We start from the raw sequence: 24,328 nt of genomic DNA, 5'->3' as shown, positions 1-24,328 counted from the left end.
AAACATATGAGTAAATTGATAAAACCTGTCGGTTATAAGGCCTTACTTGATATGCGTCAGACTGAGCAGGGTATTAAATTAATTAAGGAATTCTTTCAGCAGAACCTTTCTACAGAATTAAGACTTCGTCGTGTTACAGCTCCACTTTTTGTACTCAAGGGATTGGGTATCAATGATGATTTGAATGGCGTAGAGCGCCCTGTGACTTTCCCTATTAAAGATCTTGGTGAAGCGCAGGCTGAGGTCGTACATTCTCTTGCCAAATGGAAGAGATTGACCTTGGCAGAGTATGAGATAGAGCCTGGGTATGGTATCTATACAGATATGAATGCGATTCGTGCTGACGAAGAGTTGGATAACCTTCATTCCCTCTATGTCGATCAATGGGACTGGGAGGCCGTGATAACCAGCAAGGACCGTACGATTCATTATTTGGAGAATATCGTTCGTAGAATTTATGCTGCTATTCGCAGAACTGAATATCTTACTTGTGAGACCTATCCACAGATCAAACCTTTCTTGCCGGAGGAGATTCATTTCGTACATGCTCAGGATCTATTGGATATGTATCCGGATCTGACTCCGAAGGAGCGTGAGGATGCCATTTGTCAGAAATACGGTGCTGTCTTCGTAGAAGGTATCGGTGGCAAGTTGAGCGATGGTAAGAAGCATGACGGCCGAGCTCCTGATTACGATGACTGGAGTACTGTTTCCGAGAATGGTAAAGCCGGTTTGAATGGTGATATTCTGATTTGGTATCCTGTTTTAGGTCGCTCTTTCGAATTGAGTTCTATGGGTATTCGTGTTGACAAGGAAAGTCTGCTTCGTCAGTTGAAGATAGAGGGTAAGGAAGAACGTGAAAGTCTTTATTTCCATAAGCGACTCCTTGAGGATAAGTTACCATTGAGTATTGGTGGTGGTATAGGCCAGAGCCGACTCTGCATGGTAATGCTTCATAAAGCGCATATCGGTGAAATTCAGGCAAGTATCTGGTCAGACGAGATGCGTAAAGAATGCGAAGAGGCTGGTATGCCTTTGATTTAATCTGTTGCTCGTTGAATTTGCGAAACAAGACAAAAAAGTATTTGACCGTTACTTATATGTGAGTAACGGTCTTTTTATTTCAAATCTAATCTATCGTTATAAATTATAGTTTTTGTGGTTAAACTCATGCCCTACATCGTCAGAAACTCTATTCTTAGGAAATATAAATTAGTTATAAAGGATATTGAGATAACAGAACCGATGTTGTCTACTTCAAAGAAAAGCTTCATTAAACTTTATATGTAAATTGCAAACTACCAAAGGAGATTGTAGGATTGTATGCTGTATTTATTTTAAAGGCTATTCTTTAATTGGGATAGATGTGCATCATAACGTTAACAAATATTTTATTTTCTTAATGCCCAACTGCAAAAAGGTGCTTATAATTCGTAAATTCTAAATTTAAAAGAAGGTGATTACGAATAATTAAAATATAAGCAGGATGTAATCGCTTGATAATCAGGTGGTTGTAAAGTTATGCCGATTTCTATTGTCGATATATACCAGAAATTTCGGCATATTCAGTTAACTGCGCGAGGCTATATACCTATTCACAACGGCTGATGAAGTTAACTTCATCGGCTAACGCAGTTAACTTCGTAAGTTGACGCAATAGCTAAAGGTTGGAAAACAAGCTTTTGAAGACTGTTATTTCATCCTTTTGAGCCCATATATTCGCTAGATGAAGAAAAAATATAGAACTTTTCCCGTTAACAGTTGTATTAAAAGAAGTTATATATTTAGCCACTTGGTTAAGATATGTTATGTTATTCGTTTTCCACGATAATTCTAATATTCCTTTCTTCAAAGTTTATAATTACCAGTCTTGGCAAATTGGATATAAAAAGATTATTCAACCGCCAGAATACAAAACTCTTATGGGGTATAACTATCGCAGATTTCTTCTTTAAATTTTTCTCTTTGAACATTAATATACTTTTCGGCCTGAGAGAAATACAGTTCGGTAGTGAGATGATAATTTCTCCATTGTTATTTCTCATAATGACACTCATGTATGAAGTAGCTGTAAGTATCACAGAAGAAAATGAACTAATTATATAAATGTTATCCATATGATTATAGTAAATTTAGATGTCATGATGGCTAAACGGAAAATTTCATTGAATGAATTATCAAGTATAGTTGGCATTACAACTGCAAACCTTTCGATATTAAAAACAGGGAAGGCAAAGGCAATCAGGTTTGTCACCCTTGATGCTATTTGTAAGGCGTTGGACTGCACCCCCGGGGATATTTTAGAATATAAAGCAGATAATTTATGAAAAGAAATGTATTTTTGCCTGCAGTTCTGATAATGCCTTTGTATTTTCACCAAGCATCGGCTCAAAATTCATTAGACTCCCTATCTATTGATAGCATTGTGAGAACTCTTCCTGAAGTAATGGTGAAAGGCGAGAGGCCATTGGCTGTTGTTCATGGAAGTGCTATAACCTATGATTTGCCTCGCATAATCGAGAAGAAAGGTGTAGATAATGTATTTGATGCAATCAAAGAACTTCCGGGAATTACGGAGAAAAACGGCGAATATCAGTTGGCAAATCGAAGTGTGACTATATCTTTGAATGGAAAAGTCATGTCTTTGACTTCAGATCAGATGAATCAGCTGTTAAAGAGTATACCAGTCAGCCGGCTCGAAAAAGCTGATGTGATGTATTCTGCTCCAGCAAAATCGCAGGTTCGCGGTGCATTGATAAACATACGACTGAAAAATGGCGCGCAATCAGAAGTACCTTTGCAAGGTGAATTTAATGTAGCCTATAATCAGAATCATCATGCAATGTTCGGCGAGCGTGCATCCTTCCTTTACCACACCGGTAAGTTCACTTTGGATGCAATGTATCTACATAGTCATGGCAAAACGTTTAAGGTTACTAATGAAGATTCCCGTCATAGCCTCAATGATAGGACAATGCATGAGATTAAAGATCATCAAACTATATTTGTCAAGCAATTTGGGCATGAATACCGCATAAGCACTGAATATGAATTTGCAAAAAATCATAACTTGTCACTGGCATATCAGGCAAATTACAGCAATCGTGACATCTATAGTGACTATACTGGGGATATTGTCGGCAGAACTTTTTCCACACGACGTACATGGCTGCACAATATCAAATTAGACTATCAAACGCCATTCGGCATGAAAGCAGGTGCTGAAGCTACCTATTATCACGACCCAGAGAAACAAAATTTGCAAAGTGTTACACCTACGGGATATCTTAACTTTCTCGCTGACAACGACCAGCGTGTAAATGTGTGGCGTTATTACTTATCCCAGGAACATCAATTAAAAGATAATTGGAATTTGAATTACGGAGTTTGGTACAAACAGTCTATCAACCACAGTTTACAATTGTACCAGAATCTGTCAGAAACCAGTTACATTCGCCAAAAAGAAGATATAGCCAACACTTATATTGGATTAGGAAAGAATTGGAATAACAAGTTCATATTAGATGCGTCCTTAGCAGCGGAATACTATCATTCACCGCAATGGCATCAATGGAACATATATCCCACACTGAACTTGACATACGTTCACACCCCAAGCAATATATGGGTGCTAAGCTTCTCAACAGACCGGACTTATCCAGAATATTGGACAATGAATAATTTTACGGTATACAGTAATGGTGGGTATGATGAAATTACAGGTAACCCATATCTTAAACCCGCCAAATCATATCAAACAAATATAGTATGGGTACTGAAAAACAAGTATCATCTTGTGGCAGGATTCAACTATGTTGACGACTATTTCATACAGACACCTTATCAGCGTCCAGACCGTTTGGCTACTGTTTTTAAGTATGTGAATCTTAATTACCAGCAACAGGCCTTCACGCAGGCAGTCTTTCCTCATAAGTTCGGTTCATGGTTAGACTCCCGATTGACATTAACAGGGGTTTGGATGCATGAGAAATGTGATGACTTTTATGATATACCGTTTAATCGAGCCATAATATATGGAATGGTCCAAATGAGTAATGTTATCACACTAGGTACTAATCCCGATTTGTCACTAACAGTTGACGGAATGATACGCAGCAAAGCCCATCAAGCAATTTACGATTTACCGGGTTCTGGAAAATTAGACCTTGGACTTCGTTGGCAATTTTGGAAAAAACAAGCCGTGTTGCATGTCTTTTGTAATGACTTGTTTGAGACTTCTTCTATCAATCCTCGAATTGATTATAAAGGACAATACATGAATATGGACTTCAGTTGCTATCGTGAGGTTGGTGTCTCTTTAACTGTCAAGTTCGGTGGATATAAGGCAAAGAAGAGCGATAATGTAAACACATCAAGATTCCGTAAGTAGAAATCATTTTGCAATATGCGTTGTTGACGAAAATTATATATAATTAGAAGACAAAACATCATCGCCTTACCAGTTGGTGACTTTTTAAAGAATGGTGCAAGCCATCTTGTTCATGATAAACGTAAGAGTCGACCTGATGTCAATAAAAAATAAGGAATTGACAATTAAGCCAATTCCAAATTCATGAGTTTACGTAACTTCTCGATGGCAGGATTCTTTTCCCTCATCTCATCGAAAATCTCACGTTTCGTCAATATCTTCCTAGCCTCTTCAGCTTTTGCCAATCTAGCATCCAGTTGGATGTTCGGATTGTGCAGATACTGAGCAAGGGTCGCTCTGATTCTGTTCTTTATTCCCAAAATCTGTTCAAGAAGAATCTCGTTTTCTACGACGACTTCTATGTTAGGATAATCCGTAATGATAGGACTCGAATTCTTAAGGCGCTGAGCCAGTCCTATCATCTTTGGAGGCATCCTTTTACACATCATGAGCCATTGCAGGTCAAGTTCCTCCTGTGTAAACTTCAGAGCCTCCCCCTTGCTAATCTGAGGAGTCTCCACGACATTATCCAAATCCTCATCATTCTTCGACTTCCCATAAGTCTGTTTCTTAGGGTTCAGAAGATTGTTGAAAGTTAATCCGATGCTACCGAGTTTTATGTTATCAGCAGTCCTCTTGGTCTTCCCAGACAAATGATCTGTCGAAGCAGGAGCAACGGTCTTTGTAGTAGCGACCGTTTTCGTATTCTGCTTCTGAGCACTCCTGGTTGCATGCAGAGCAGTCTTGTCAGCCCCAGCCACCTGTATAGCCGGTTTAGGCTTTGCAATTACGAATTTCTGAAACAGGGATTTCAATCTATGGGGCTGACGCCCCGCATTAGGCACATCCTGATCTTCAGGTTGCGTAATCTGTGCAACCTGTATCAAAGTGAGCTCAACCAAAAGCCGCTTGTTGCTACTCTGACGATAGTTGATGTCACAGTCGTTCATGATCTTGAGCGACTTATATAAGAAAGGTATAGGACATTTCTGAGCCTGTGCCTTATATTTCTTTCTCTGTTCGTCACTTACCTCCAACAAAGGTAAAGTCTGAGGATCTTTGGCCATCATCACATTACGCACATGAGCAGCAAGCCCATCTATCAAGTTGCCACCATCGAAACCTTTGCATAGAATGGCATTTAGGAGTACCATGATGTCGCTTACCTTGTTCTCTAAGGCAAGGTCAATGATCTTGAAATAGTTTTCCGAGTCGAGAACATTCAAGTCCTCGATAACCTTCTGATATGTGATGTTCCCTTGACAGAAACTTGCAGCCTGGTCAAAGATACTAAGCGCATCACGCATACCACCATCAGCTTTTTCAGCGATGACAGCAAGAGCCTGTTCCTCGTAGGTGAACCCTTCCTTCTCGGCCACCTTCTTCAGATGCTCAATCGTATTAGGCACCGTCATTCGTTCAAAGTCATAGATCTGGCAACGACTCAGAATCGTAGGCAGAATCTTATGCTTCTCGGTAGTAGCGAGAATAAAGATGACATGAGCAGGCGGTTCCTCCAAGGTTTTGAGGAAAGCATTGAAAGCCGCTGTAGAGAGCATGTGTACCTCGTCGATGATGAAGACCTTGTAGCGTCCGACCTGAGGCGGAATGCGTGTCTGCTCCATCAGCGCCTTGATGTTCTCTACAGAGTTGTTGCTGGCAGCATCAAGTTCAAAGATGTTATAAGATCTTCCCTCGCTGAAGGCTTTGCAACTCTCGCACTCATTGCAAGCCTCACCCTCTGCTGTTGGGTGTTCACAGTTTATAGCTTTGGCGAAAATACGCGCACAAGTAGTCTTTCCTACACCTCTCGGACCGCAGAACAGATAAGCGTGAGCCAGTTTCCTGCTTTTTACCGCATTCTTCAGAGTTGTAGTGAGAGCACCTTGTCCGACAACCGAGTCAAAGGTTACAGGACGATACTTTCGCGCAGAAACAATATATTCTTCCATAGTTTTTCTTGCTTTGCCTTGCAAAGATAATAATTTTTTTGTTATCTTTGCAAACAAATAATAAATAATCATGGCAAGCCGTCTGAATATTATATTGGAAGTCATCTCTCACTACAAGTATTTGATAACAATTGTGGTGGGTCTTCTTGTTGTGGGTGTGCTCGATGATAACAGTTTCAGAAAGCGTATCCAGTATGAACTGCAGATAAGCGAATTGGAAGATCAGATAGAATTCTATAATAAGCAGTACGAGAGAGACAGTAAGAATTTACTGGAAATCAAGAAAGATCCTAAGGCTATTGAGAAAATCGCTCGTGAGCGTTACTTCATGAAAGCCGATGATGAGGATATCTTTGTCTTGAGTACAGACGAGCAAGCTGAAAAAAATACTAATGAAGACGATGAAACAATTGAGTAAATTGCAGAGCGCTCTGTTTTTGATTGGTGGCTTAATGATGGTGATAGGAGCCGGATGCTTTGCTTTTGGTTTTGTTTATCCCAAGTTGATGATGGTAACGTGCTGGATATTCCTTCTCGGAACAGTCTTGTTTTCTGTCATTCAGGCTATGCAAATCTATGAAGGCACTAATATTGTAATCAAGAGACTGAAGAAAATACAGGTCTTCGCTGATATATTCTTTGTATTGGCGGGCATATCCATGGTAGATACCGTTTATGGCTTTTTCCGTTCCTTATTCGAGAACTATGAAACATACATCACCTATTTTTATAATAAGTGGGTTGTATTATTGCTGGTGGCTGCCATATTGGAATTGTACACGACACATCGTATCAGTCATGAACTTCGAAAAGAATAAAAAATACTAAAACTTCGGCAGATACAATTAAATTGCATAAAAATATTTTCTAGGAACAATAATACATTGTACCTTTGTTCTTGAACTTAATACCGGCTTATGAATAAAATTATATACACTCTCTTCTCTCTGTTGGCATTGACCTCTTGTGTCAACTCTTATAATGTGCAAGGTAATAGCAATGTTTCAACACTTGACGGACAGATGCTATACCTGAAAGTGCTCAAAAATAATGATTTCAAGAAAATAGATTCTTGCGACGTTCTTCATGGACAGTTTCAGTTCTCCGGTACTGTGGATTCTGTGAGAATGGCCAGCATCTTCATGGATGATCAGAGCGTATTGCCTTTGGTGCTGGAGAGTGGTGATATCAATGTCAAAATTGATTATGCGCAACAGACCGTTACGGGTACTCCTCTAAATGACAAACTTTCAAAGTTCTTTAGTAAGTATAATCAGTTAAAGAATCAAGAGGCTGAATTGGTTCATAAGCATGACCAAGCCATTATGAATGGTAGAAATATGGAGGTCGTGAACCAGCGCTTGAATGTGGAGGCACAGCGCCTGTCTGAGCAAGAAGACCGACTAATCACAAATTTTGTAACGGATAATTTCGATAATATACTGGGCCCTGGTGTGTTCTTCATGGTTACCATCAACAACCAGTATCCTATCCTTACTCCATGGATAGAGGATATCATGAGTAAGGCTACCGATACCTTTAAGAACGATCCTTATGTAAAGGATTATTATCAGAAAGCGCAGGAAAACGAAGAAATAATGAATGGTACACGTGAGGCTCCTGTACAGGCTCCTCAGGTACAACCGCAGAATCCAGATGCTGCTCCTGCTCCTACGGCAAACGAATTGGCAGCACCAGCAACTCAGAATACTCCGGCCAACTAATATATATTAATGAAAATATTATTAAAAGGTGGAACGATCGTAAATGAAGGACATTCTTTTGTGGGTGACCTTGTTATTGAAAACGATCATATACTTGAAATCATAAATGATGGGATAGCCCGTGGCAACTATGATCAGATTATAGATGCTACGGGATGTTTTGTATTACCCGGCGTCATCGATGAGCATGTTCATTTCCGTGAGCCAGGATTAACGCGAAAGGCAGACATCGAAAGCGAGAGCCGTGCTGCCGCATTTGGCGGTGTTACCTCTTTCTTCGATATGCCGAATACGAATCCTCAGACAACGAGCATCGAAACTTTAGAGGAGAAGTTCTCTTTGGGAGCAGAGAAAAGTCACGTAAACTATAGCTTCTTTATTGGTGCCACGAATGACAATGCCGAGGTACTAAGAACTGTCGATGCAACAAGGGTTCCGGGTATCAAGTTGTTCATGGGAGCCAGCACAGGCAATATGCTTGTTGACAAGATGGACAGTCTTCGCGAAATTTTCCATATCGCCAAGGAAAGAAACCTCCCGGTAATGACTCATTGTGAAGATACGAAGTTGATCAATGAGAATATGAAACAAGCTAAGGAAAAATATGGTGAGGATCCCGATGTCATTCATCATGCAGAGATTCGAAGCGCCGAGGCCTGCTATCAGAGTAGTAGTTTGGCGGCTCAACTAGCCAATGAAAGTGGGGCACATCTCCATATCGCCCATATCTCCACAGCCGACGAACTCACTTTGGCAGATAAGAATATCACCCTAGAAGCATGTATCGCCCATCTGTTTTTTACTGATGAAGATTATGCAGAAAAGGGGACACGAATAAAATGTAATCCGTCGATAAAAAGTTGTACTGACAGAGATGCCATTCGCAAAGCGCTGATGGATGGAAGAATATCTTGCATCGGTACAGATCACGCCCCTCATGAATTAAAAGATAAAGTAGGGGGATGTGCTCATGCCGCATCGGGAATGCCCATGTTGCAATTCTCGTTGGTGACGATGCTCGAATTGGTTGATCAAGGAGTGCTCACCATAGAGCGACTTGTAGAACTGATGTCGCATCAGCCGGCCCGCCTGTTTGAAGTCTCACGTCGAGGCTTCCTTCGTCCGAACTATAAAGCAGATGTTGTAATCGTAAAGAAAGAACCGTGGACGGTATCTGTAGACGATATTCAGAGCAAATGCAAATGGAGCCCTATGGAAGGACACCACTATCAGTGGCGTGTAGCCTATACAATCTGTAATGGACATATTGTATATCATAAGGAAACATTAGATGAAAGTTATAGAGGAGAAGAGATAAAATTCCGCGCCTAGTGATCAAACAACTCACATATCAAGTTAGCGACATCTCTCCATATATCAACTGGCTCTATTTCTACCATACATGGGGAATGACGGGGAAACCTGAAAAGGCTAAGAGAAAACTGAGAGATGATGCCGAAAAGATGCTGAAAACATGGGAAAAGAAGTACCGTTGTCTGGCTCGTTTCGGAATCTTTGCCGCTAATAGTGACGGGGATGACTTGCTCGTGGGCGGATTGAGAATCCCAATGCTCCGTCAGCAGAAAAGTACCCAGTCGGCGGAACCGAATCTCTGTCTTGCTGATTTCATTATCCCGGTAACAGATGGAAAGACAGACCAAATAGGCATCTTTTGTGTGACCGTAGAGGCAGATGTGAGAAATGACTATCATGAAGATGTCTATGAACGCATGCTTTCGCAGGTACTGGCTGACCGTCTGGCAGAGGGAACGGCAGAGAAGATGCACGAAGAAGTAAGAAGAAAATATTGGGGGTATGCTCCGGACGAGCAACTTACAATGGAGCAAACACATAATGAAGAATATCAAGGTATACGCCCTGCTGTGGGATATCCGTCACTCCCGGATACCAGTATCAATTTTCTTCTTGATGAACTTCTGGATATGAAACAAGTGGGTGTTCGACTCACAGAGAGCGGAATGATGCAACCCCATGCCAGTGTTAGTGGCTTTATGTTCGCTCATCCACAGAGCAGATATTTCGAACTGGGTAAGATAGGAGAAGACCAATTGGCAGATTACGCTGCCCGTCGAGGATTACCATTGACGATGGTAAGAAAGTTCTTGGAGATGAGTCTCTTGAAAAAATAGAATTTATAAGATGATATTAAGAGTATTTATATGGATATTATTGTTGATAGTCCTGCCAGACATATATCTCGACAGACACTATCTGCGACACATGCTTAACCCCTATTGTTGGTGGAAGCGCCTCTTGTGGTGGTGTCCTGCGCTCTTTATGATCGTATATACGACAATGCTTGCATGTACGGATAATTTCCTTCCTTCAGAACAGATATGGATCATAGTCTATTTCTACTTTTGGGGGATTCTCATTGTTCCTAAATTTGCATATGTCGTCTGTAGTTTCGTGGGAAAGCGTATCCGAAAGTTCATTCCCATGAAAATAAACTGGGGTTCTATTGTCGGTTATGCAATAGCCTTTGTGGTTACATTACTTTTCTTTTATAGTCTGACGATTGGTCCTCGTAAGTTGAAGGTACGACATCTCGATTTGACATTCCATGATCTTCCGGAATCTTTTGAAGGATATAAAATCGTCCAGTTCAGTGATGCCCATATCGGAACATTTAATGAAGTCATGGATTACACCTTGAAGCGCGATATGGACAGTATCATAGCACAGAATCCGGATATGGTTTGCTTTACAGGTGATCTGCAAAATATGGAACCTACGGAGATTGATAAACAGAAGATGCAACTGAGTAGGTTGGCAGCGTTGGGTATCCCTGTGTATAGTGTTCTCGGAAATCATGATTATAGTGTCTATATAAAAGCCCCTCAGACAGTAAAAGTGAAGAATGAAAAACTTCTACAACTGCAGGAGCGTGATCTGGGATGGACCCTACTTAAGAATCAGAACAGAAAAATATATTCAAGAGACAAGAGCCAGTATTTTGTCTTGGCAGGCGAAGAAAACGGAGGTGATGGTAAGAATGCTCATTCACCTGCAAAGGCCAATCTTAAGAAAACATTATCAGGAACTAAACCAAACGATTTTATAGTCATGTTACAGCATGACCCTAAAGCATGGGAAGAAGACATACTTCCTCACTCTCATGTACAACTTACTTTGTCAGGTCATACACATGGCGGACAAATAGGAGTGTTAGGGTTACGCCCAACGCTTTTCTCCTATAAACAAGATTATGGTTTATATGAGAAAGATGGAAGATACCTATATGTCAGTGGTGGTTTAGGAGGCGTCATCCCAATTCGTTTTGGTATAACGCCAGAGATCGTAGTAATCACCCTTCATCGAAAATAATATTATGAAGTATTTATATCGTATTTATCAGTTGTTTATAGCTATACCAATCTTTTTGGTAGCAAGTATTCTAACGTCATTGACAACTACATTAGGTAGTATGGTAGGAGATGGACACTTCTGGGGATATTATCCTGGAAAGTGGTGGTCGTGGTTAACAATCCGTATTTTGATGCTTCCTGTCAGAGTAGAAGGGCGAGAAAATTTGGATAAGAATCAGAGTTATGTCTTTGTCGCCAACCATCAGGGTGCTTTCGATATCTTCCTGATCTATGGTTTCCTGAATAGAAATTTCAAATGGATGATGAAGAAAGGCATCCGCAAGATACCATTGGTAGGTATTGCTTGTGAATATGCGCATCATATTTTTGTAGATAAGAGTGGTCCTTCTAAGATTAGAGCATCTTATGATAAAGCCCGTGAGACACTGAAAGAAGGTATGTCTCTCGTAGTATTCCCGGAGGGAGCCCGAAGCTTTACGGGTCATATGGGAGTATTCAGAAGAGGAGCATTCATGTTGGCCGACGAATTGCAGCTGCCCGTTGTTCCGTTGACGATCAACGGTAGTTTCGATGTCAAGCCAAGAACCAAAGATTTGTATTGGATATTCTGGCATCCACTGACACTTACCATCCACAAACCAATAAAGCCAAAGGGTAAAGGTCCGGAGAACATAAAGAATCAAATGGAACGTAGTTACGAAGCCGTGATGAGTGGGCTAGAGCCAAAATATCAAGGTTTTGTAGAAAATCCTGACCAATAATCAAAATAAAATATTACCTTTGCATTATAAAATTTAGAAATTATGAACGAAAGTGATAGCATCGTTATTATACCAACCTATAACGAGAAGGAAAATATAGAGAAAATAATCCGTGCTGTATTTGGCCTGGAGAAATGTTTTCATATCTTGGTTATTGATGACGGTAGCCCTGATGGGACTGCTACGATAGTTCATAATCTGATCTCAACGGAATTCTCTGACCGCCTATTTATTATCGAACGTTCAGGAAAGTTGGGCTTAGGAACTGCCTATATTGCAGGATTCAAGTGGGCTTTGGAACGGAAATATGAGTATATTTTCGAGATGGATGCCGACTTCTCTCATGATCCTAATGATTTGCCAAGGCTATATGCCGCTAATCATGATGAAGGTAATGATGTTGCTATTGGTAGTAGATATGTAAGTGGTGTGAATGTTGTCAATTGGCCTATCGGTCGTGTCTTGATGAGTTATTTCGCATCTAAGTATGTTAGGTTTGTTACAGGATTTGAGGTTCATGATACTACAGCTGGATTTGTATGCTACAAGCGTCGTGTCTTAGAGACTTTACCGCTTGATGAAATCCGTTTTAAGGGGTATGCTTTCCAGATTGAAATGAAATATACGGCACATAAGATCGGCTTCAAGATAAAAGAAGTACCAGTTATCTTCGTGAATCGTCGTGAAGGTGTGAGCAAGATGAATGGAGGTATTTTCGGTGAAGCTTTCTTTGGAGTGATGCGTCTCCGCTTAGACGGTTGGTTTCGCAAATATCCGAAGATGCCGGAGTAATATATGACAATAGAAGAAGTAAAAAGATTGTATGGGGAGTTGCCTCAGGCGGCAGCCCTCCTTACGATGTTAGAGAAGGAGTCGGTAAAACATCTCTTTCTTAAGGGTTTGTTGGCTTCATCGTCATCTATACTATTTGCTTCTATAGCAAATAGATTGAAGGAAACGGTATTGTTTGTTCTTGATGACGAAGAACAGGCCGGCTATTTCTATAATGACCTGAAGCAGATACTGGGTGAACAGCGTGTCCTTTATTTTCCAAGTAGCTATAAACGTGCTGTCAAATATGGACAACGTGATAGGGCTAATGAAATCTTACGCACCGAGGTGCTGGCACGTTTAGGTGCTGGCGATTTGTTCGTGATAACCTATCCGCAGGCTTTGGCAGAACTTGTCGTCTCTAAAACACGACTCGATGATCGCCTGATCAAACTGAAAACCGGTAACTCGTGCGAACTTAATGAGTTGGAAAAGAAATTGCGCGAGTATGGATTCAGCGAGACTGATTATGTTTATGAACCGGGACAGTTTGCCGTGCGTGGTTCTATTCTTGATGTGTTCAGTTATAGTTGTGAATATCCTTTCCGTATTGATTTCTTTGGTGATGAAATCGATACCATTCGTACTTTTGAGGTAGAAACGCAACTATCAAAAGATAAGAAGGTCGAAATAGATATCGTCCCGGAATTAGCTCAGATACAAACCGATAAAGTTCCTTTCTTGGATTTCCTTCCTTCCGATACCTTACTCGTGATGAAGGAATTCTCTTATGTTCATGATAGTATAGAGCAGATATACAAGGATGGGTTCTCTTCTCAAGCAATGGTCGAGCGCTTGGAAGGGGCTACGGAAGTAGAACAAGAGCAAATCCGTAGACAGATGGAGAAGGATAGCAATCTGGTTACTGCTACTCGTTTTACAGAATCTGCTGCATCCTTTAAGCGTATTGAGTTCGGTAATCGACCAACGGGAACTCCGCAGGCTACGATAGAATTTCATATTCAGCCACAACCGTTATTCCATAAGAATTTTGACTTGCTGGTACAGGCCTTCGAAGACTATATGCTGAAGGGGTATAAACTGTATGTCTTTGCCGATAGCAAGAAACAGACAGAACGTCTGAAAGATATCTTTGCTGATATGGATGCACCACAGGCCAAATCTATCGTCTTTGAACCGGTAGATCATACCCTTCATGAAGGTTTTGTTGATGATGATCTGAAAGTATGCTATTTCACGGATCATCAGATCTTCGACAGATATCATAAGTATAATCTAAGGTCTGACGCTGCTCGCTCGGGCAAGATGGCATTGTCTATGAAGGAACTTCAGGAGATGGAGCCAGGTGACTTTATCGTTCATGTCGATTTCGGTATCGGTAAATTCGGTGGTCTCGTCCGTGTTCCTACAGGTGATAGCTATCAGGAGATGATTCGTATCATATATCAGAATAATGATATCGTGGATGTCTCCATTCATTCTTTATATAAAATCTCCAAGTATCGTAACAGTAATACAGATGAGCCCCCTCGTCTTTCCACCTTGGGAACAGGTGCTTGGGAGAAGTTAAAGAATAAGACCAAGAAGAAGATCAAGGATATTGCGCGTGATCTTATCAAACTCTATGCGACTCGTCGCCATCAGGAAGGCTTTGCATATAGTGCTGACAGCTATATGCAGCATGAGTTGGAAGCTAGTTTCTTGTATGAAGACACGCCAGATCAATATAAGGCAACTCAGGATGTAAAAGGAGATATGGAGAGTCGTCGCCCTATGGATCGTTTGGTTTGTGGTGATGTTGGCTTCGGAAAGACAGAGGTTGCCGTACGTGCAGCATTCAAGGCAGCATGCGATTCTAAGCAGGTCGCTGTCCTTGTCCCTACCACGGTTTTGGCTTATCAGCATTATCAGACATTCAAGAAACGATTGGAGCAGTTCCCTGTACGGGTAGACTATCTGTCTCGTGCCCGTACGGCCAAACAGACGAGAGAAGTCCTTGCTGATTTGGAGCAGGGAAAGATAGATATTCTCATTGGTACACATAAACTGATTGGTAAATCGGTGAAATGGAAAGACTTGGGACTTCTTATTATTGATGAGGAGCAGAAGTTTGGTGTATCTACGAAAGAAAAACTTCGTAAACTGAAATCGAATGTCGACACCTTGACGATGTCGGCAACCCCGATACCTCGTACCTTGCAATTCTCGTTGATGGGAGCAAGAGATATGAGTATTATCCGTACACCACCACCAAACCGTTATCCAATTCAAACCGAGTTGACAACATTTGGACACGAGGTGATAGCAGATGCTATTAACTTTGAGATGAGTCGTAACGGACAGGTGTATTTCGTAAACGATAGAATCAATAATCTGCCGGCTATAGCAGAACTGATTCATAAATATGTTCCGGATGCGCGCATCGCTATAGGACATGGACAGATGAAACCTGAGGAACTGGAAAATATACTTATGGGGTTCATGAACTATGATTATGATGTATTGCTCTCTACGACGATTGTGGCAAATGGTATAGACATATCCAATGCCAATACCATCATCATCAATGATGCCCATAGATTCGGATTGTCAGACCTCCACCAGATGCGTGGTAGAGTAGGGCGTTCCAACCGTAAGGCTTTCTGCTATCTGCTGGCACCTCCTAAGAGTGTGCTTAGTCAAGACGCTCGTCGCCGTTTGGAGGCGTTGGAAACGTTCTCAGAACTTGGTAGTGGATTCAATTTGGCCATGCAGGATCTTGATATTCGTGGCGCGGGTAATCTGTTGGGAGCTGAACAGAGTGGATTTATGGCAGATTTAGGTTATGAGACCTATCAGAAGATTCTTAATCAGGCTCTTGCAGAATTAAAGAATGATGAGTTCCAGGATTTGTATGCAGAACAAATCGCAGAAGGAAAGCAAGTAACAGGTGATGACTTTGTTGACGACTGTTCGATAGAGAGTGATCTGGAAATGTATTTCCCTGATAATTATGTTCCGGGAAGTAGTGAGCGTATGCTTCTTTATCGTGAACTCGATCGTATAGAGGATGATACGGAGTTGGCAGAATATCGCAAGCGTCTTATCGACCGATTCGGTGCTGTTCCAAAAGAGGGCGAGGAATTGATGCAAGTCGTTCGTCTTCGTCGTTTGGGCAAGCGATTGGGATGTGAGAAGATTATCCTTCGCCAAGGAATCATGCAACTCCAATTTGTTGCCAACAGCAAGAGTGTATTCTATCAGAGTCAGATGTTTGGTAAGATCATCAATTATGCGACGATTGCGATACAACGTGCAAAACTTAAGGAGAAAAATAGTAAGCGCTTTATGAGTATAAAAGATGTGCATTCTGTAGAAGAAGCATGTAATCTATTAGAAAAAATAAGTGCGTAGTTTTTATAATTTGGTGGATAAATGGTACTCAAAACTTATATATTAGTGCTTTTATCCACCAAATAATATGAAATGATTGTATTATTGCCAATAAAAGACGAATTTTAGGCGATATAAATACGCAGTTAGGCCATGAAAAATAATAGAATGTACATAAAATATATTGATGTAACAAAATATGCACCAATTTGATACAATTTTATGTGTGTATTTCAAAAAAAAATAGTATCTTTGCAAACGTGAATAGATAAAAAAGAGTCTCGAAAACACCTACGTGAAACAGAGTAAAGACGTCGGGGCTTTTACAAAATAGAGAATAAGTAATAAGATGTTTAATGCGAATGAATTAACTCAAGAGTAGTTAATTAGAAGACCACTTAAAAAAAGCGAACCTTCGCCAGGACATCGGTCCTGATAAACGAAGGATTTTAGAAGATGAAGGACTAATAGTTAAGGTGCGTGAGCATATTACTATGAGTCCTGATTTTTTTTGTTTATAGCTTAAGGCTATTCATATCCACCTGAGGTACTCCTTTCAGATATTTTTCAATTTCTTCTTCGGTAACGTTATAGTTCATGAGGTCACCATTGATGTAACTATTATAAGAAGGCATATCAATGAGTCCATGACCGCTCAAGCAGAACAAGATTACAGGAGCTTTTCCTTCTACATTGGCCTTCTTAGCCTCTCGTATTGTTGCGGCAATGGCATGACAACTTTCAGGTGCAGGAATAATGCCCTCTGTACGTGCGAACAACATACCAGCCTGAAATGTCTCCAACTGCGGAATATCTACGCCGTGCATATATCCGTCTTTCAGTAATTGCGAGATAATCATACCAGCACCATGATATCGCAAACCACCAGCATGAATGTTGGCAGGTTTAAAGTCATGTCCTAAGGTATACATCGGAAGAAGAGGTGTGTATCCAGCCTCATCACCGAAATCATATTCAAATTTACCTCTTGTCAGTTTAGGACAACTCGCAGGTTCTGCGGCGATAAACTCTGTATCTTTGTGACTACCATCGAAAATATGTCGCATGAAAGGGAATGCCGTACCTCCGAAGTTACTACCTCCACCGAAGCAAGCAATTACCTTGTCGGGATATTCACCAGCCATCTCCATTTGTTTTTCTGCCTCTAATCCGATAACGGTCTGATGCAGGGCCACATGGTTGAGCACACTTCCCAAAGTGTATTTGCAACCCGGAGTAGTTGTAGCCAATTCTATAGCCTCGCTGATAGCAGTTCCTAATGAACCCGGATGTTGAGGATCTCGTGTGATGATATTTTTTCCTGCACGTGTTGACATCGAAGGGGAACCTTCCACAGTCGCTCCAAAGGTACGCATGATGATACTTCTATATGGTTTTTGTTGCATCGTGATTTTTACCTGATACACAGCAGCTTCAAGTCCATACAATTTAGCGGCATAGCTTAGCGCTGCTCCCCATTGTCCAGCACCCGTTTCCGTCGTTACGTTAGTATCGCCTTCTTGCTTACAATAGTAACATTGAGGGAGAGCAGAATTTATTTTGTGAGATCCTAAAGGATTTGTAGATTCGTTTTTAAAGTAGATATGAGCCTTAGTGTTGAGTGCTTCTTCTAATGCGTAAGCCCTAACGAGAGGAGTAGAACGGTAAAATGTATATTTGTCGCGAACTTCTTCCGGAATATCTATCCATGCATGTTTCTGATCTAATTCCTGTTTAGAGCATTCTTCGTTGAAGATATGCATCAAGTCTTCTGCCTTCATTGGCTCATGTGTAGTCGGATTTAGAGGAGGCATCGGTTTGTTGACCATGTCGGCCTGAATATTATACCATTGTGAAGGAATGTCTTTCTCTTGTAGAATAAATTTCTTTTGTCTCATAATATGATTATTTTAGTTATTGGTCTTTTAATATTTGCGTTAAATGATCAAATTACTTACAAAAGTATATAAAATAAATGAGAAAAACGACAGAATGATATGAAAGTACGAAAAAAGCTGTGCTAACTTATAAGATTATTAGCACAGCTTTTCTATTTGGAGTATATCTTGGATATTATTTCCCTATCTGATTCAGATATTCCTGAGCATCTAAAGCTGCTTTAGCTCCTGTTGCGGCAGCAATGATAGCCTGTTGATAATGAGGGTCACAGACATCTCCTGCGGCGAATACACCATCAATGTTTGTCTTCTGGTTGATACCATTTACTTTGATGAATCCCTGTTCGTCCATATCCATACTACCCTTGAAGATATCAGTTTGTGGCTTATGACCGATAGCAAGGAAGAATCCGTCTATGGCGATGTCATATTTCTTTTCGTCACTTTCTCCTTTACGGTATACAACATGAGCACCTTCCACACCATTGTCACCGAATAGGCCTAAGGTGTTTGTTTCATAAAGGATTTCGATTTTTTCGTTTTCCTCCACGCGCTTCTTCATTACCTCACTGGCACGAAGATATGGTTTACGTACGATCATGTACACCTTACTGGCAAGTCCAGCTAGATAGTTAGCTTCCTCACAAGCAGTATCTCCGCCACCTACCACAGCAACAACCTTTTTACGATAAAAGAATCCGTCGCATGTAGCACATGCGCTAACACCTTGTCCCATGTATTTCTTCTCATCATCGAGTCCCAGATACTTTGCTGTGGCACCTGTTGCGATGATAATAGATTCAGCTTCTATTTCTGCGCCTCTGTCAGTAGTAGCGACATAAGGTTTCTTGGAGAAATCTACCTTGGTGATAACACCATCACGGATGTCCACACCAAAGTTTGTAGCCTGACTGCGCAGATCCATCATCATCTGATTTCCGTCTACGCCTTGTGGATAGCCAGGGAAGTTTTCCACAATAGTTGTTGTTGTGAGTTGTCCGCCAATCTGCAGACCACAATACTCTATAGGTTGCAGATTTGCACGACCAGCGTAAATGGCAGCTGTATAACCAGCAGGGCCAGAACCGATAATCAGGCATCTTGTATATTCTCTGTCAGCCATATCTTTTTATTTTAGAAGTTCTTCAATCTGTTGAGCAATATGTTCAATCTTCTCTGTAGGTTCAAAGCGAGCTACTACCTGTCCTTTTTTGTTGATCAGGAATTTAGTAAAATTCCATTTGATGTCAGGATTATCCTTATAGTTAGCATCTGCTTCAGAAAGCATTTTATCAAGGACAGGATAGATAGGATGTGACTCATCCCAACCAGCGAACCCCTTTTGTTCTTTCAAAAACTTATATAATGGGTGAGCATCATCACCATTTACCTTTAATTTCTTAAATCGTGGAAATTCCGTACCATAGTTCAGCTTGCAGAATTTATGAATACTCTCGTCGGTACCAGGAGCCTGCTGACCAAACTGGTTGCAAGGGAAATCGAGAATTTCGAAACCTTGTGCATGATAAGTCTCGTATAGTTTTTCCAGTTCTTCGTATTGTGGAGTGAATCCACACTTTGTAGCAGTATTGACGATGAGTAAAACCTCGTTAGCATACTCTTTTAGTGACACATCTTTACCTTTTCTGTCTTTTACAGAGAATTCGTAAACTGTTCTCATTTTCTTTTGTATTATATGTATAATTCTTATATTCCGTTCTATGATTGCAAATATAATAATTTTTTTAGCCTTAACTCAACAATTGACATTATTTAAGTTTAAAAAAAACCGGACGTTTCACAACGTCCGGAATACTTTTCAGACTTCTAAAAATGTGGAAGTCTTACGATTAATCTATCATTTAACTTTTCTAAGAACTGTTGCAAAGATAAGAGTTTATTCTTTTCGAAGGTAGTAAATTCCGTTTATCTAGGTGGAAATTTTACCTTTTTTCGTTTATTTGCTCGAATCACGATATTCGCTTGGGGTCATACCGGTCTCTTTCTTAAATACTTTGGTGAAATATTTAGGGTCAGAGAATCCTACGGCATATGCGATTTGTGAGAAGGAATCCTCTGTTTGACTTATCAATTCTTCTGCGCGTAATATTCTGATATGTCTTACGAATCCTACTGGTGACATACCAACGGCATTTCTAATTTTACTATATAATACACTTCGGCTCATTCCCATCTCGATAGCTATATGGTCTATCTTTAAATTAGGATTACTCAAGTTCTCGTCAAGATATAGTATCACTTTCTGTATCACCTTGTCATTTATCCCTTGTATAGAAGATTTCTCATCTTGATATTGGAGCCCATCTTCATTATATATTCCGGCATTTGGATGATAGTCATTCAGACTGTTTTGCTGATTACTATTTTCTTCATTGTTCAAGATTCTTATCTTGAACAGTAACTGCTGTTGCATCGCTTTACGTTGAGCGATAAAATTATCTACTCGTCCTTTCAGATAAGTAGCCGAGAAAGGCTTGGTGATATATCCCAAGACCCCCAGTTCATTGCCTAGGTTCCTGTCTTTCTCAGATGCACGGGCAGACAGAATGATGATAGGCAGATGATTGATATCAGAATCTTCACGAATCATGCGTATCATGGTAAGTCCATCAAGAACAGGCATCGTGATATCGGTAATGATAAAGTCAGGCATATATTTTCTGGCTTTTTCTATACCGATGTATCCGTTTTCTGCTAAGATCACGTTGTAGTCGTTGTACAATATATTATATAGATAAGTGCGTAAGTCTTTATTATCTTCTACGACAAGGATAGTATTTTCCTTTTCACGTGAGTTCTCGTTTATGTTGGTGGTAGTTTGTGCAGAGTCGTTCACCATGAAATATCTTGCATTACCATCGTCTATAATATCATCAATGTAGTTTTTACCATCAATGCTATAGTTTAGCATCTGGTTTACCATATCGAGCATTTTTGCTGTATTTCTCCTTACGATATTCAGCAGTTCCTTACTGCTCTCGCTGAGAGAAGGTTCCTTCTGTAATACTTCGTCGATAGGACCGCCGATAAGAGTAAGAGGGGTGCGCAACTGATGAGACGCATTCGAATAGAACTTAGTCTTTAGTTTATTGATTTTCTTGTCTATACCATGTTGGTTTCTCAGGATGAAGAAGTACACAATCCAGAAGATGATAAATAGGACGAATATGATCTGTACGATTCTTCCTATGATACTTTCCCAGAAGGTTGCCTCTACATGTACTTTTAAGTCCTTCACCTTCTTACTCCATATACCATGTGTGTTGGTACCCCTTACCTGAATCGTGAAAGTACCATGAGGGATACGGTTGAAGGATATACTATGATTTTCTCCTAACAGATGCCATTTGCTTCCTTCCTCTTTGATACGATAAGCATATTTCATCTGATAATTGCGAGTATAGTCGAGCGATGCAAAGTTGATGGTAAGGTTACGCTTATCAGAAGGTATCTCGAGTACGTTTACGTTTAAGATAGGTTGCTCAGTACCATCTAGATAATGTACACTTGTGAACATCACTTCCGGACTATAGTTGGATTGTATTAAAGTAGTAGGCTTGAAAGTAAATGCCCCTCGGTTCGTTCCAATACTTATCTCGTCGGATTCTATATCCTTTACAGGTCTAGCCTCAGTAAATTCCGCATCATTACAGAAGTCGTTAGGCCCATATATGTTCATGCGATTTGTGACAGGGTTAAACTTGTCGATACTCGATTCTCGTATCAACCATATATTTTTATTTTTGTCTTCGATGATGCTTTGTATAATACCTTCCTCAGGGTTTATGGCTCTTACATAGGTAAGCTGCAGATTATCCTTGAGTAGGGTAGGAAGTTTGGCAAACTGAAGTCCTCCTCCCATTGTCGCCACGAAGGTACAACCGTCTGGTCGGATAATCAAACTCATCACGTCGTCAGACAATAGCGAAGTGGTATCGTTCTCGATATGTCGTGAAAGAAAATATTTGATCTTGTCCGGACTCTTGAATTTATCCGAGAAAGAAACCAGACCATCTGTTGTCCCGATAATGATTTCATCGTGGTTGCCTAAGAATATCCTTCTACAATTCGTAAATTTATTCTTTGGTAACGATAGAGTATTGTTCGTGTTGATGAATCTAATTTTTCCTGTACTTTCGTCAACCAGATTCAATCCACCACCAAAGGTTGCTACCCAGAGCCTCCCTTTCTTGTCGCTTTGCACGTCATATATCTTATTTCCTTTTAGAGCATACCTGTCCTTCGCATCTGGCATAAAACGTGTAAGCTTGTTACCTGTATTCAGGACATATAATCCTTCCTTGTCGGTACCTATCCATATGCGATGTTTGTTGTCCTCGTAGAGCGAGTAGACACCAGAGTTTACGAATGTCGTCTGTTCATGCTGAATCTGTCCCGCTGAGTTCAAATATCCCAGGATATGCTTATCTTTATCGAGTATCTGTATCGTACCATTCTTGTATCCATTCCAGTATCGCTTTTTGCTGTCCAAAAGAATAGAGCGTACACTGGATATCCCCCTATCCAGTTTACTTTCAAGATAGGTCTGATAATTGAAATTGATTTGTACCAAATCATAATATCCTGTTATCCATAATATCCGTTGGTCGCTGATGACATATTTGTTGATCCTTCTTACAGGATAGTTGGCTGCGTTATTTGTCGTCAACATATAAGGTACGAGTTCTTTCTTCTTTGTGTCATAGTAGCAGAAGGTACCATGTCGAGGTATCATCCATAGTACACCATACTCATCCTCTAAGATGAGTTCGAGATCCGTTCGGGTTGCCTTTTCTTCAGGTAGGTCAGCTTGCATCCATTGACTCGTGTTATCTTTCAGATTGATACGTGTGATGCCGGAGCCCTTAGTAAACGCCCAGATGTTCTTATGGGTGTCGACATAGATGCTCGTGACTTCAGTCGATGGATTGTTCGGATTTTGCAAATTCCACATCCTTGTTGTCCCCCTGTTCACATCGAAGGTTACCAAACCGATATTCGTAGCCAGTAACAGTGTGTTTTTGTCGTACACTTTGATTTCTCGAATTTCTTTGATTTCAGATGGAATCTTGCACCATTTCATTTGATTCTCACCAATGTATTCCGCAAGTTCTCCCGTTTTTGATGCTAGGAACACACGTTTCCCGATATTCTCCAACCAGAAGAACGAAACGTTACAATAGAAAGGTTTTTGGTATGGACTATACACATAAGTACCTTTGGTTGTAAGGACCCATTCGCGACCATGTGAGTCGTTCTTGATATAGAACACTTTTCCTCCCCGATAGATACTTTTTCCGGCAATAAATATCTCACATTCGTCTTTAAGAGCACCTTTTAACAATTCGTTGGAGCGGATCAATATCTTATGGTCCTTGCTCACCAGCCAAGTAGCATTCTGCAAGGTATATACCTGATCGACGAGCAACGTCGTCTTGAGGCGTTCACGTAGCGATGCAGCCACATTGATAAACTGTATATCGTGTGTAGTGAAAATATAAGGTCGATGGTCGTAGGTGATAAACCAAATATCATTATGAGAGTTGGGATGAATAGAACGGATACGATTCGTTGTGATCCAGTCTATATCGTCTGGTCCATCGCGAAAAGTCTTAAAAGTATATCCATCGTAATAGGAAAGTCCGTTCCAAGTACCAAACCACATCAATTTATCATTAGATTGCTTAAAGTCAGCAATCGTATTGGCAGCTAAACCATCCGTCAATGAATATTTTCGAACATCGCAAAAAGGTTGCGCTTTATCGATAATAGAGCACGCTAAGAGAAAAATAAGTAATATAATCCTTCCACAAAATCTCATTCCGTTGGTATTAAATTAATCTAATGATCAAATGCGAATACTGTTTTGGGAGTAAAAATAATAATTAATTTTTATAAAAGCAAGTGTTTTTCGCTTTTTTCATCATTTATAGGGATTCCCTCTGATAAAATGGGGAATTCTATACGAATAATATGAATATTCTTGAGTCTAGGCGGGAAATAATTTCTACCTTTGCAGCATAAACTAA

17 protein-coding genes are annotated in these 24,328 nt (G+C 40.4%); 12 read left to right on the top strand and 5 right to left on the bottom strand.

The window, feature by feature from the left end; all coding sequences use genetic code 11:
- Positions 1 to 6 precede the first annotated feature (6 nt).
- The 3 genes from asnA (at position 7) to K333_RS0102140 (ending at position 4,390) form a co-directional block, all read left to right on the top strand.
- On the top strand, positions 7 to 1,044 hold the full coding sequence (asnA, locus tag K333_RS0102160) for an aspartate--ammonia ligase (RefSeq protein WP_024989106.1): 1,038 nt from the start codon (positions 7 to 9) through the stop codon (positions 1,042 to 1,044).
- Positions 1,045 to 2,117: 1,073 nt separating this feature from the next.
- A complete protein-coding gene (locus K333_RS0102145) occupies positions 2,118 to 2,327 on the top strand; it encodes a helix-turn-helix domain-containing protein (RefSeq protein WP_024989109.1) in 210 nt (69 codons plus the stop codon).
- Positions 2,324 to 4,390, top strand: coding sequence for an outer membrane beta-barrel protein (locus tag K333_RS0102140; RefSeq protein ID WP_024989110.1), 2,067 nt, complete (start codon positions 2,324 to 2,326; stop codon positions 4,388 to 4,390). The genes K333_RS0102145 and K333_RS0102140 overlap by 4 nt, the downstream gene beginning before the upstream one ends.
- Positions 4,391 to 4,554: 164 nt before the next feature.
- Here K333_RS0102140 and K333_RS0102135 read toward each other — a convergent pair whose 3' ends face one another.
- Entirely contained in the window at positions 4,555 to 6,381 is a 1,827-nt protein-coding gene (locus K333_RS0102135; protein ID WP_024989111.1) for a DNA polymerase III subunit gamma/tau, read from the bottom strand.
- A gap of 70 nt (positions 6,382 to 6,451) precedes the next feature.
- Between K333_RS0102135 and K333_RS0102130 the strand changes: the two genes are divergently transcribed.
- The 9 genes from K333_RS0102130 to mfd all read left to right on the top strand — a co-directional run bounded on the left by K333_RS0102130 (position 6,452) and on the right by mfd (position 16,401).
- A complete protein-coding gene (locus K333_RS0102130) occupies positions 6,452 to 6,799 on the top strand; it encodes an FtsB family cell division protein (protein ID WP_024989112.1) in 348 nt (115 codons plus the stop codon).
- The gene (locus K333_RS0102125) at positions 6,783 to 7,199 is read left to right on the top strand and encodes a hypothetical protein (protein WP_027452272.1); all 417 of its coding nucleotides are present in this window, start codon (positions 6,783 to 6,785) and stop codon (positions 7,197 to 7,199) included. Before K333_RS0102130 ends, K333_RS0102125 begins: the two co-directional genes overlap by 17 nt.
- Before the next feature lie 99 nt (positions 7,200 to 7,298).
- Positions 7,299 to 8,105 carry a DUF4369 domain-containing protein gene (locus K333_RS0102120; protein WP_024989113.1) on the top strand — a complete coding sequence of 269 codons (807 nt, stop codon included), beginning with the start codon at positions 7,299 to 7,301 and terminating at the stop codon, positions 8,103 to 8,105.
- A 9-nt stretch (positions 8,106 to 8,114) separates the two neighbouring features.
- On the top strand, positions 8,115 to 9,437 hold the full coding sequence (locus K333_RS0102115; RefSeq protein ID WP_024989114.1) for a dihydroorotase: 1,323 nt from the start codon (positions 8,115 to 8,117) through the stop codon (positions 9,435 to 9,437).
- Positions 9,437 to 10,255, top strand: a complete 819-nt coding sequence (locus K333_RS0102110) for a vitamin B12 dependent-methionine synthase activation domain-containing protein (protein ID WP_027452271.1) — start codon at positions 9,437 to 9,439, stop codon at positions 10,253 to 10,255. Before K333_RS0102115 ends, K333_RS0102110 begins: the two co-directional genes overlap by 1 nt.
- Before the next feature lie 10 nt (positions 10,256 to 10,265).
- Entirely contained in the window at positions 10,266 to 11,453 is a 1,188-nt protein-coding gene (locus K333_RS0102105) for a metallophosphoesterase (RefSeq protein ID WP_024989116.1), read from the top strand.
- 4 nt (positions 11,454 to 11,457) lie between these two features.
- Complete coding sequence (locus K333_RS0102100) at positions 11,458 to 12,216, top strand: lysophospholipid acyltransferase family protein (RefSeq protein ID WP_027452270.1); 759 nt, start codon at positions 11,458 to 11,460, stop codon at positions 12,214 to 12,216.
- Positions 12,217 to 12,258: 42 nt separating this feature from the next.
- A complete protein-coding gene (locus tag K333_RS0102095; RefSeq protein ID WP_027452269.1) occupies positions 12,259 to 13,008 on the top strand; it encodes a polyprenol monophosphomannose synthase in 750 nt (249 codons plus the stop codon).
- A gap of 3 nt (positions 13,009 to 13,011) precedes the next feature.
- Positions 13,012 to 16,401, top strand: coding sequence for a transcription-repair coupling factor (gene mfd, locus K333_RS0102090; protein WP_024989117.1), 3,390 nt, complete (start codon positions 13,012 to 13,014; stop codon positions 16,399 to 16,401).
- A gap of 494 nt (positions 16,402 to 16,895) precedes the next feature.
- On the opposite strand, the gene K333_RS0102085 is transcribed toward mfd, so the two are convergent.
- The 4 genes from K333_RS0102085 to K333_RS11720 all read right to left on the bottom strand — a co-directional run bounded on the left by K333_RS0102085 (position 16,896) and on the right by K333_RS11720 (position 24,024).
- Entirely contained in the window at positions 16,896 to 18,278 is a 1,383-nt protein-coding gene (locus K333_RS0102085; RefSeq protein WP_024989118.1) for a TrpB-like pyridoxal phosphate-dependent enzyme, read from the bottom strand.
- A gap of 175 nt (positions 18,279 to 18,453) precedes the next feature.
- Entirely contained in the window at positions 18,454 to 19,401 is a 948-nt protein-coding gene (trxB, locus tag K333_RS0102080; protein WP_024989119.1) for a thioredoxin-disulfide reductase, read from the bottom strand.
- 6 nt (positions 19,402 to 19,407) lie between these two features.
- Positions 19,408 to 19,959, bottom strand: a complete 552-nt coding sequence (locus K333_RS0102075; protein WP_024989120.1) for a glutathione peroxidase — start codon at positions 19,957 to 19,959, stop codon at positions 19,408 to 19,410.
- A gap of 276 nt (positions 19,960 to 20,235) precedes the next feature.
- Positions 20,236 to 24,024, bottom strand: a complete 3,789-nt coding sequence (locus K333_RS11720; protein ID WP_051230835.1) for a helix-turn-helix domain-containing protein — start codon at positions 24,022 to 24,024, stop codon at positions 20,236 to 20,238.
- Positions 24,025 to 24,328: the final 304 nt, after the last annotated feature.

The sequence above is a fragment of the Segatella albensis DSM 11370 = JCM 12258 genome, from assembly GCF_000426565.1.
Lineage (GTDB): Bacteria > Bacteroidota > Bacteroidia > Bacteroidales > Bacteroidaceae > Prevotella > Prevotella albensis.
Note: the sequence above shows the minus strand (reverse complement) of the source record. Positions and strands in the feature narration are given on the sequence as shown.

Excerpts from the sequence above, each read along its gene's own strand:
- K333_RS0102130 (WP_024989112.1), top strand. The coding sequence starts at position 6,452 with ATGGCAAGCCGTCTGAATATTATATTGGAAGTCATCTCTCACTACAAG.
- K333_RS0102145 (WP_024989109.1), top strand. The coding sequence starts at position 2,118 with ATGATTATAGTAAATTTAGATGTCATGATGGCTAAACGGAAAATTTCA.
- mfd (WP_024989117.1), top strand. The coding sequence starts at position 13,012 with ATGACAATAGAAGAAGTAAAAAGATTGTATGGGGAGTTGCCTCAGGCG.
- K333_RS0102085 (WP_024989118.1), bottom strand. The coding sequence starts at position 18,278 with ATGAGACAAAAGAAATTTATTCTACAAGAGAAAGACATTCCTTCACAA.
- K333_RS0102140 (WP_024989110.1), top strand. The coding sequence starts at position 2,324 with ATGAAAAGAAATGTATTTTTGCCTGCAGTTCTGATAATGCCTTTGTAT.
- trxB (WP_024989119.1), bottom strand. The coding sequence starts at position 19,401 with ATGGCTGACAGAGAATATACAAGATGCCTGATTATCGGTTCTGGCCCT.
- K333_RS0102115 (WP_024989114.1), top strand. The coding sequence starts at position 8,115 with ATGAAAATATTATTAAAAGGTGGAACGATCGTAAATGAAGGACATTCT.
- asnA (WP_024989106.1), top strand. The coding sequence starts at position 7 with ATGAGTAAATTGATAAAACCTGTCGGTTATAAGGCCTTACTTGATATG.
- K333_RS0102100 (WP_027452270.1), top strand. The coding sequence starts at position 11,458 with ATGAAGTATTTATATCGTATTTATCAGTTGTTTATAGCTATACCAATC.
- K333_RS0102135 (WP_024989111.1), bottom strand. The coding sequence starts at position 6,381 with ATGGAAGAATATATTGTTTCTGCGCGAAAGTATCGTCCTGTAACCTTT.
- K333_RS0102095 (WP_027452269.1), top strand. The coding sequence starts at position 12,259 with ATGAACGAAAGTGATAGCATCGTTATTATACCAACCTATAACGAGAAG.
- K333_RS0102075 (WP_024989120.1), bottom strand. The coding sequence starts at position 19,959 with ATGAGAACAGTTTACGAATTCTCTGTAAAAGACAGAAAAGGTAAAGAT.
- K333_RS0102120 (WP_024989113.1), top strand. The coding sequence starts at position 7,299 with ATGAATAAAATTATATACACTCTCTTCTCTCTGTTGGCATTGACCTCT.
- K333_RS0102105 (WP_024989116.1), top strand. The coding sequence starts at position 10,266 with ATGATATTAAGAGTATTTATATGGATATTATTGTTGATAGTCCTGCCA.
- K333_RS0102125 (WP_027452272.1), top strand. The coding sequence starts at position 6,783 with ATGAAACAATTGAGTAAATTGCAGAGCGCTCTGTTTTTGATTGGTGGC.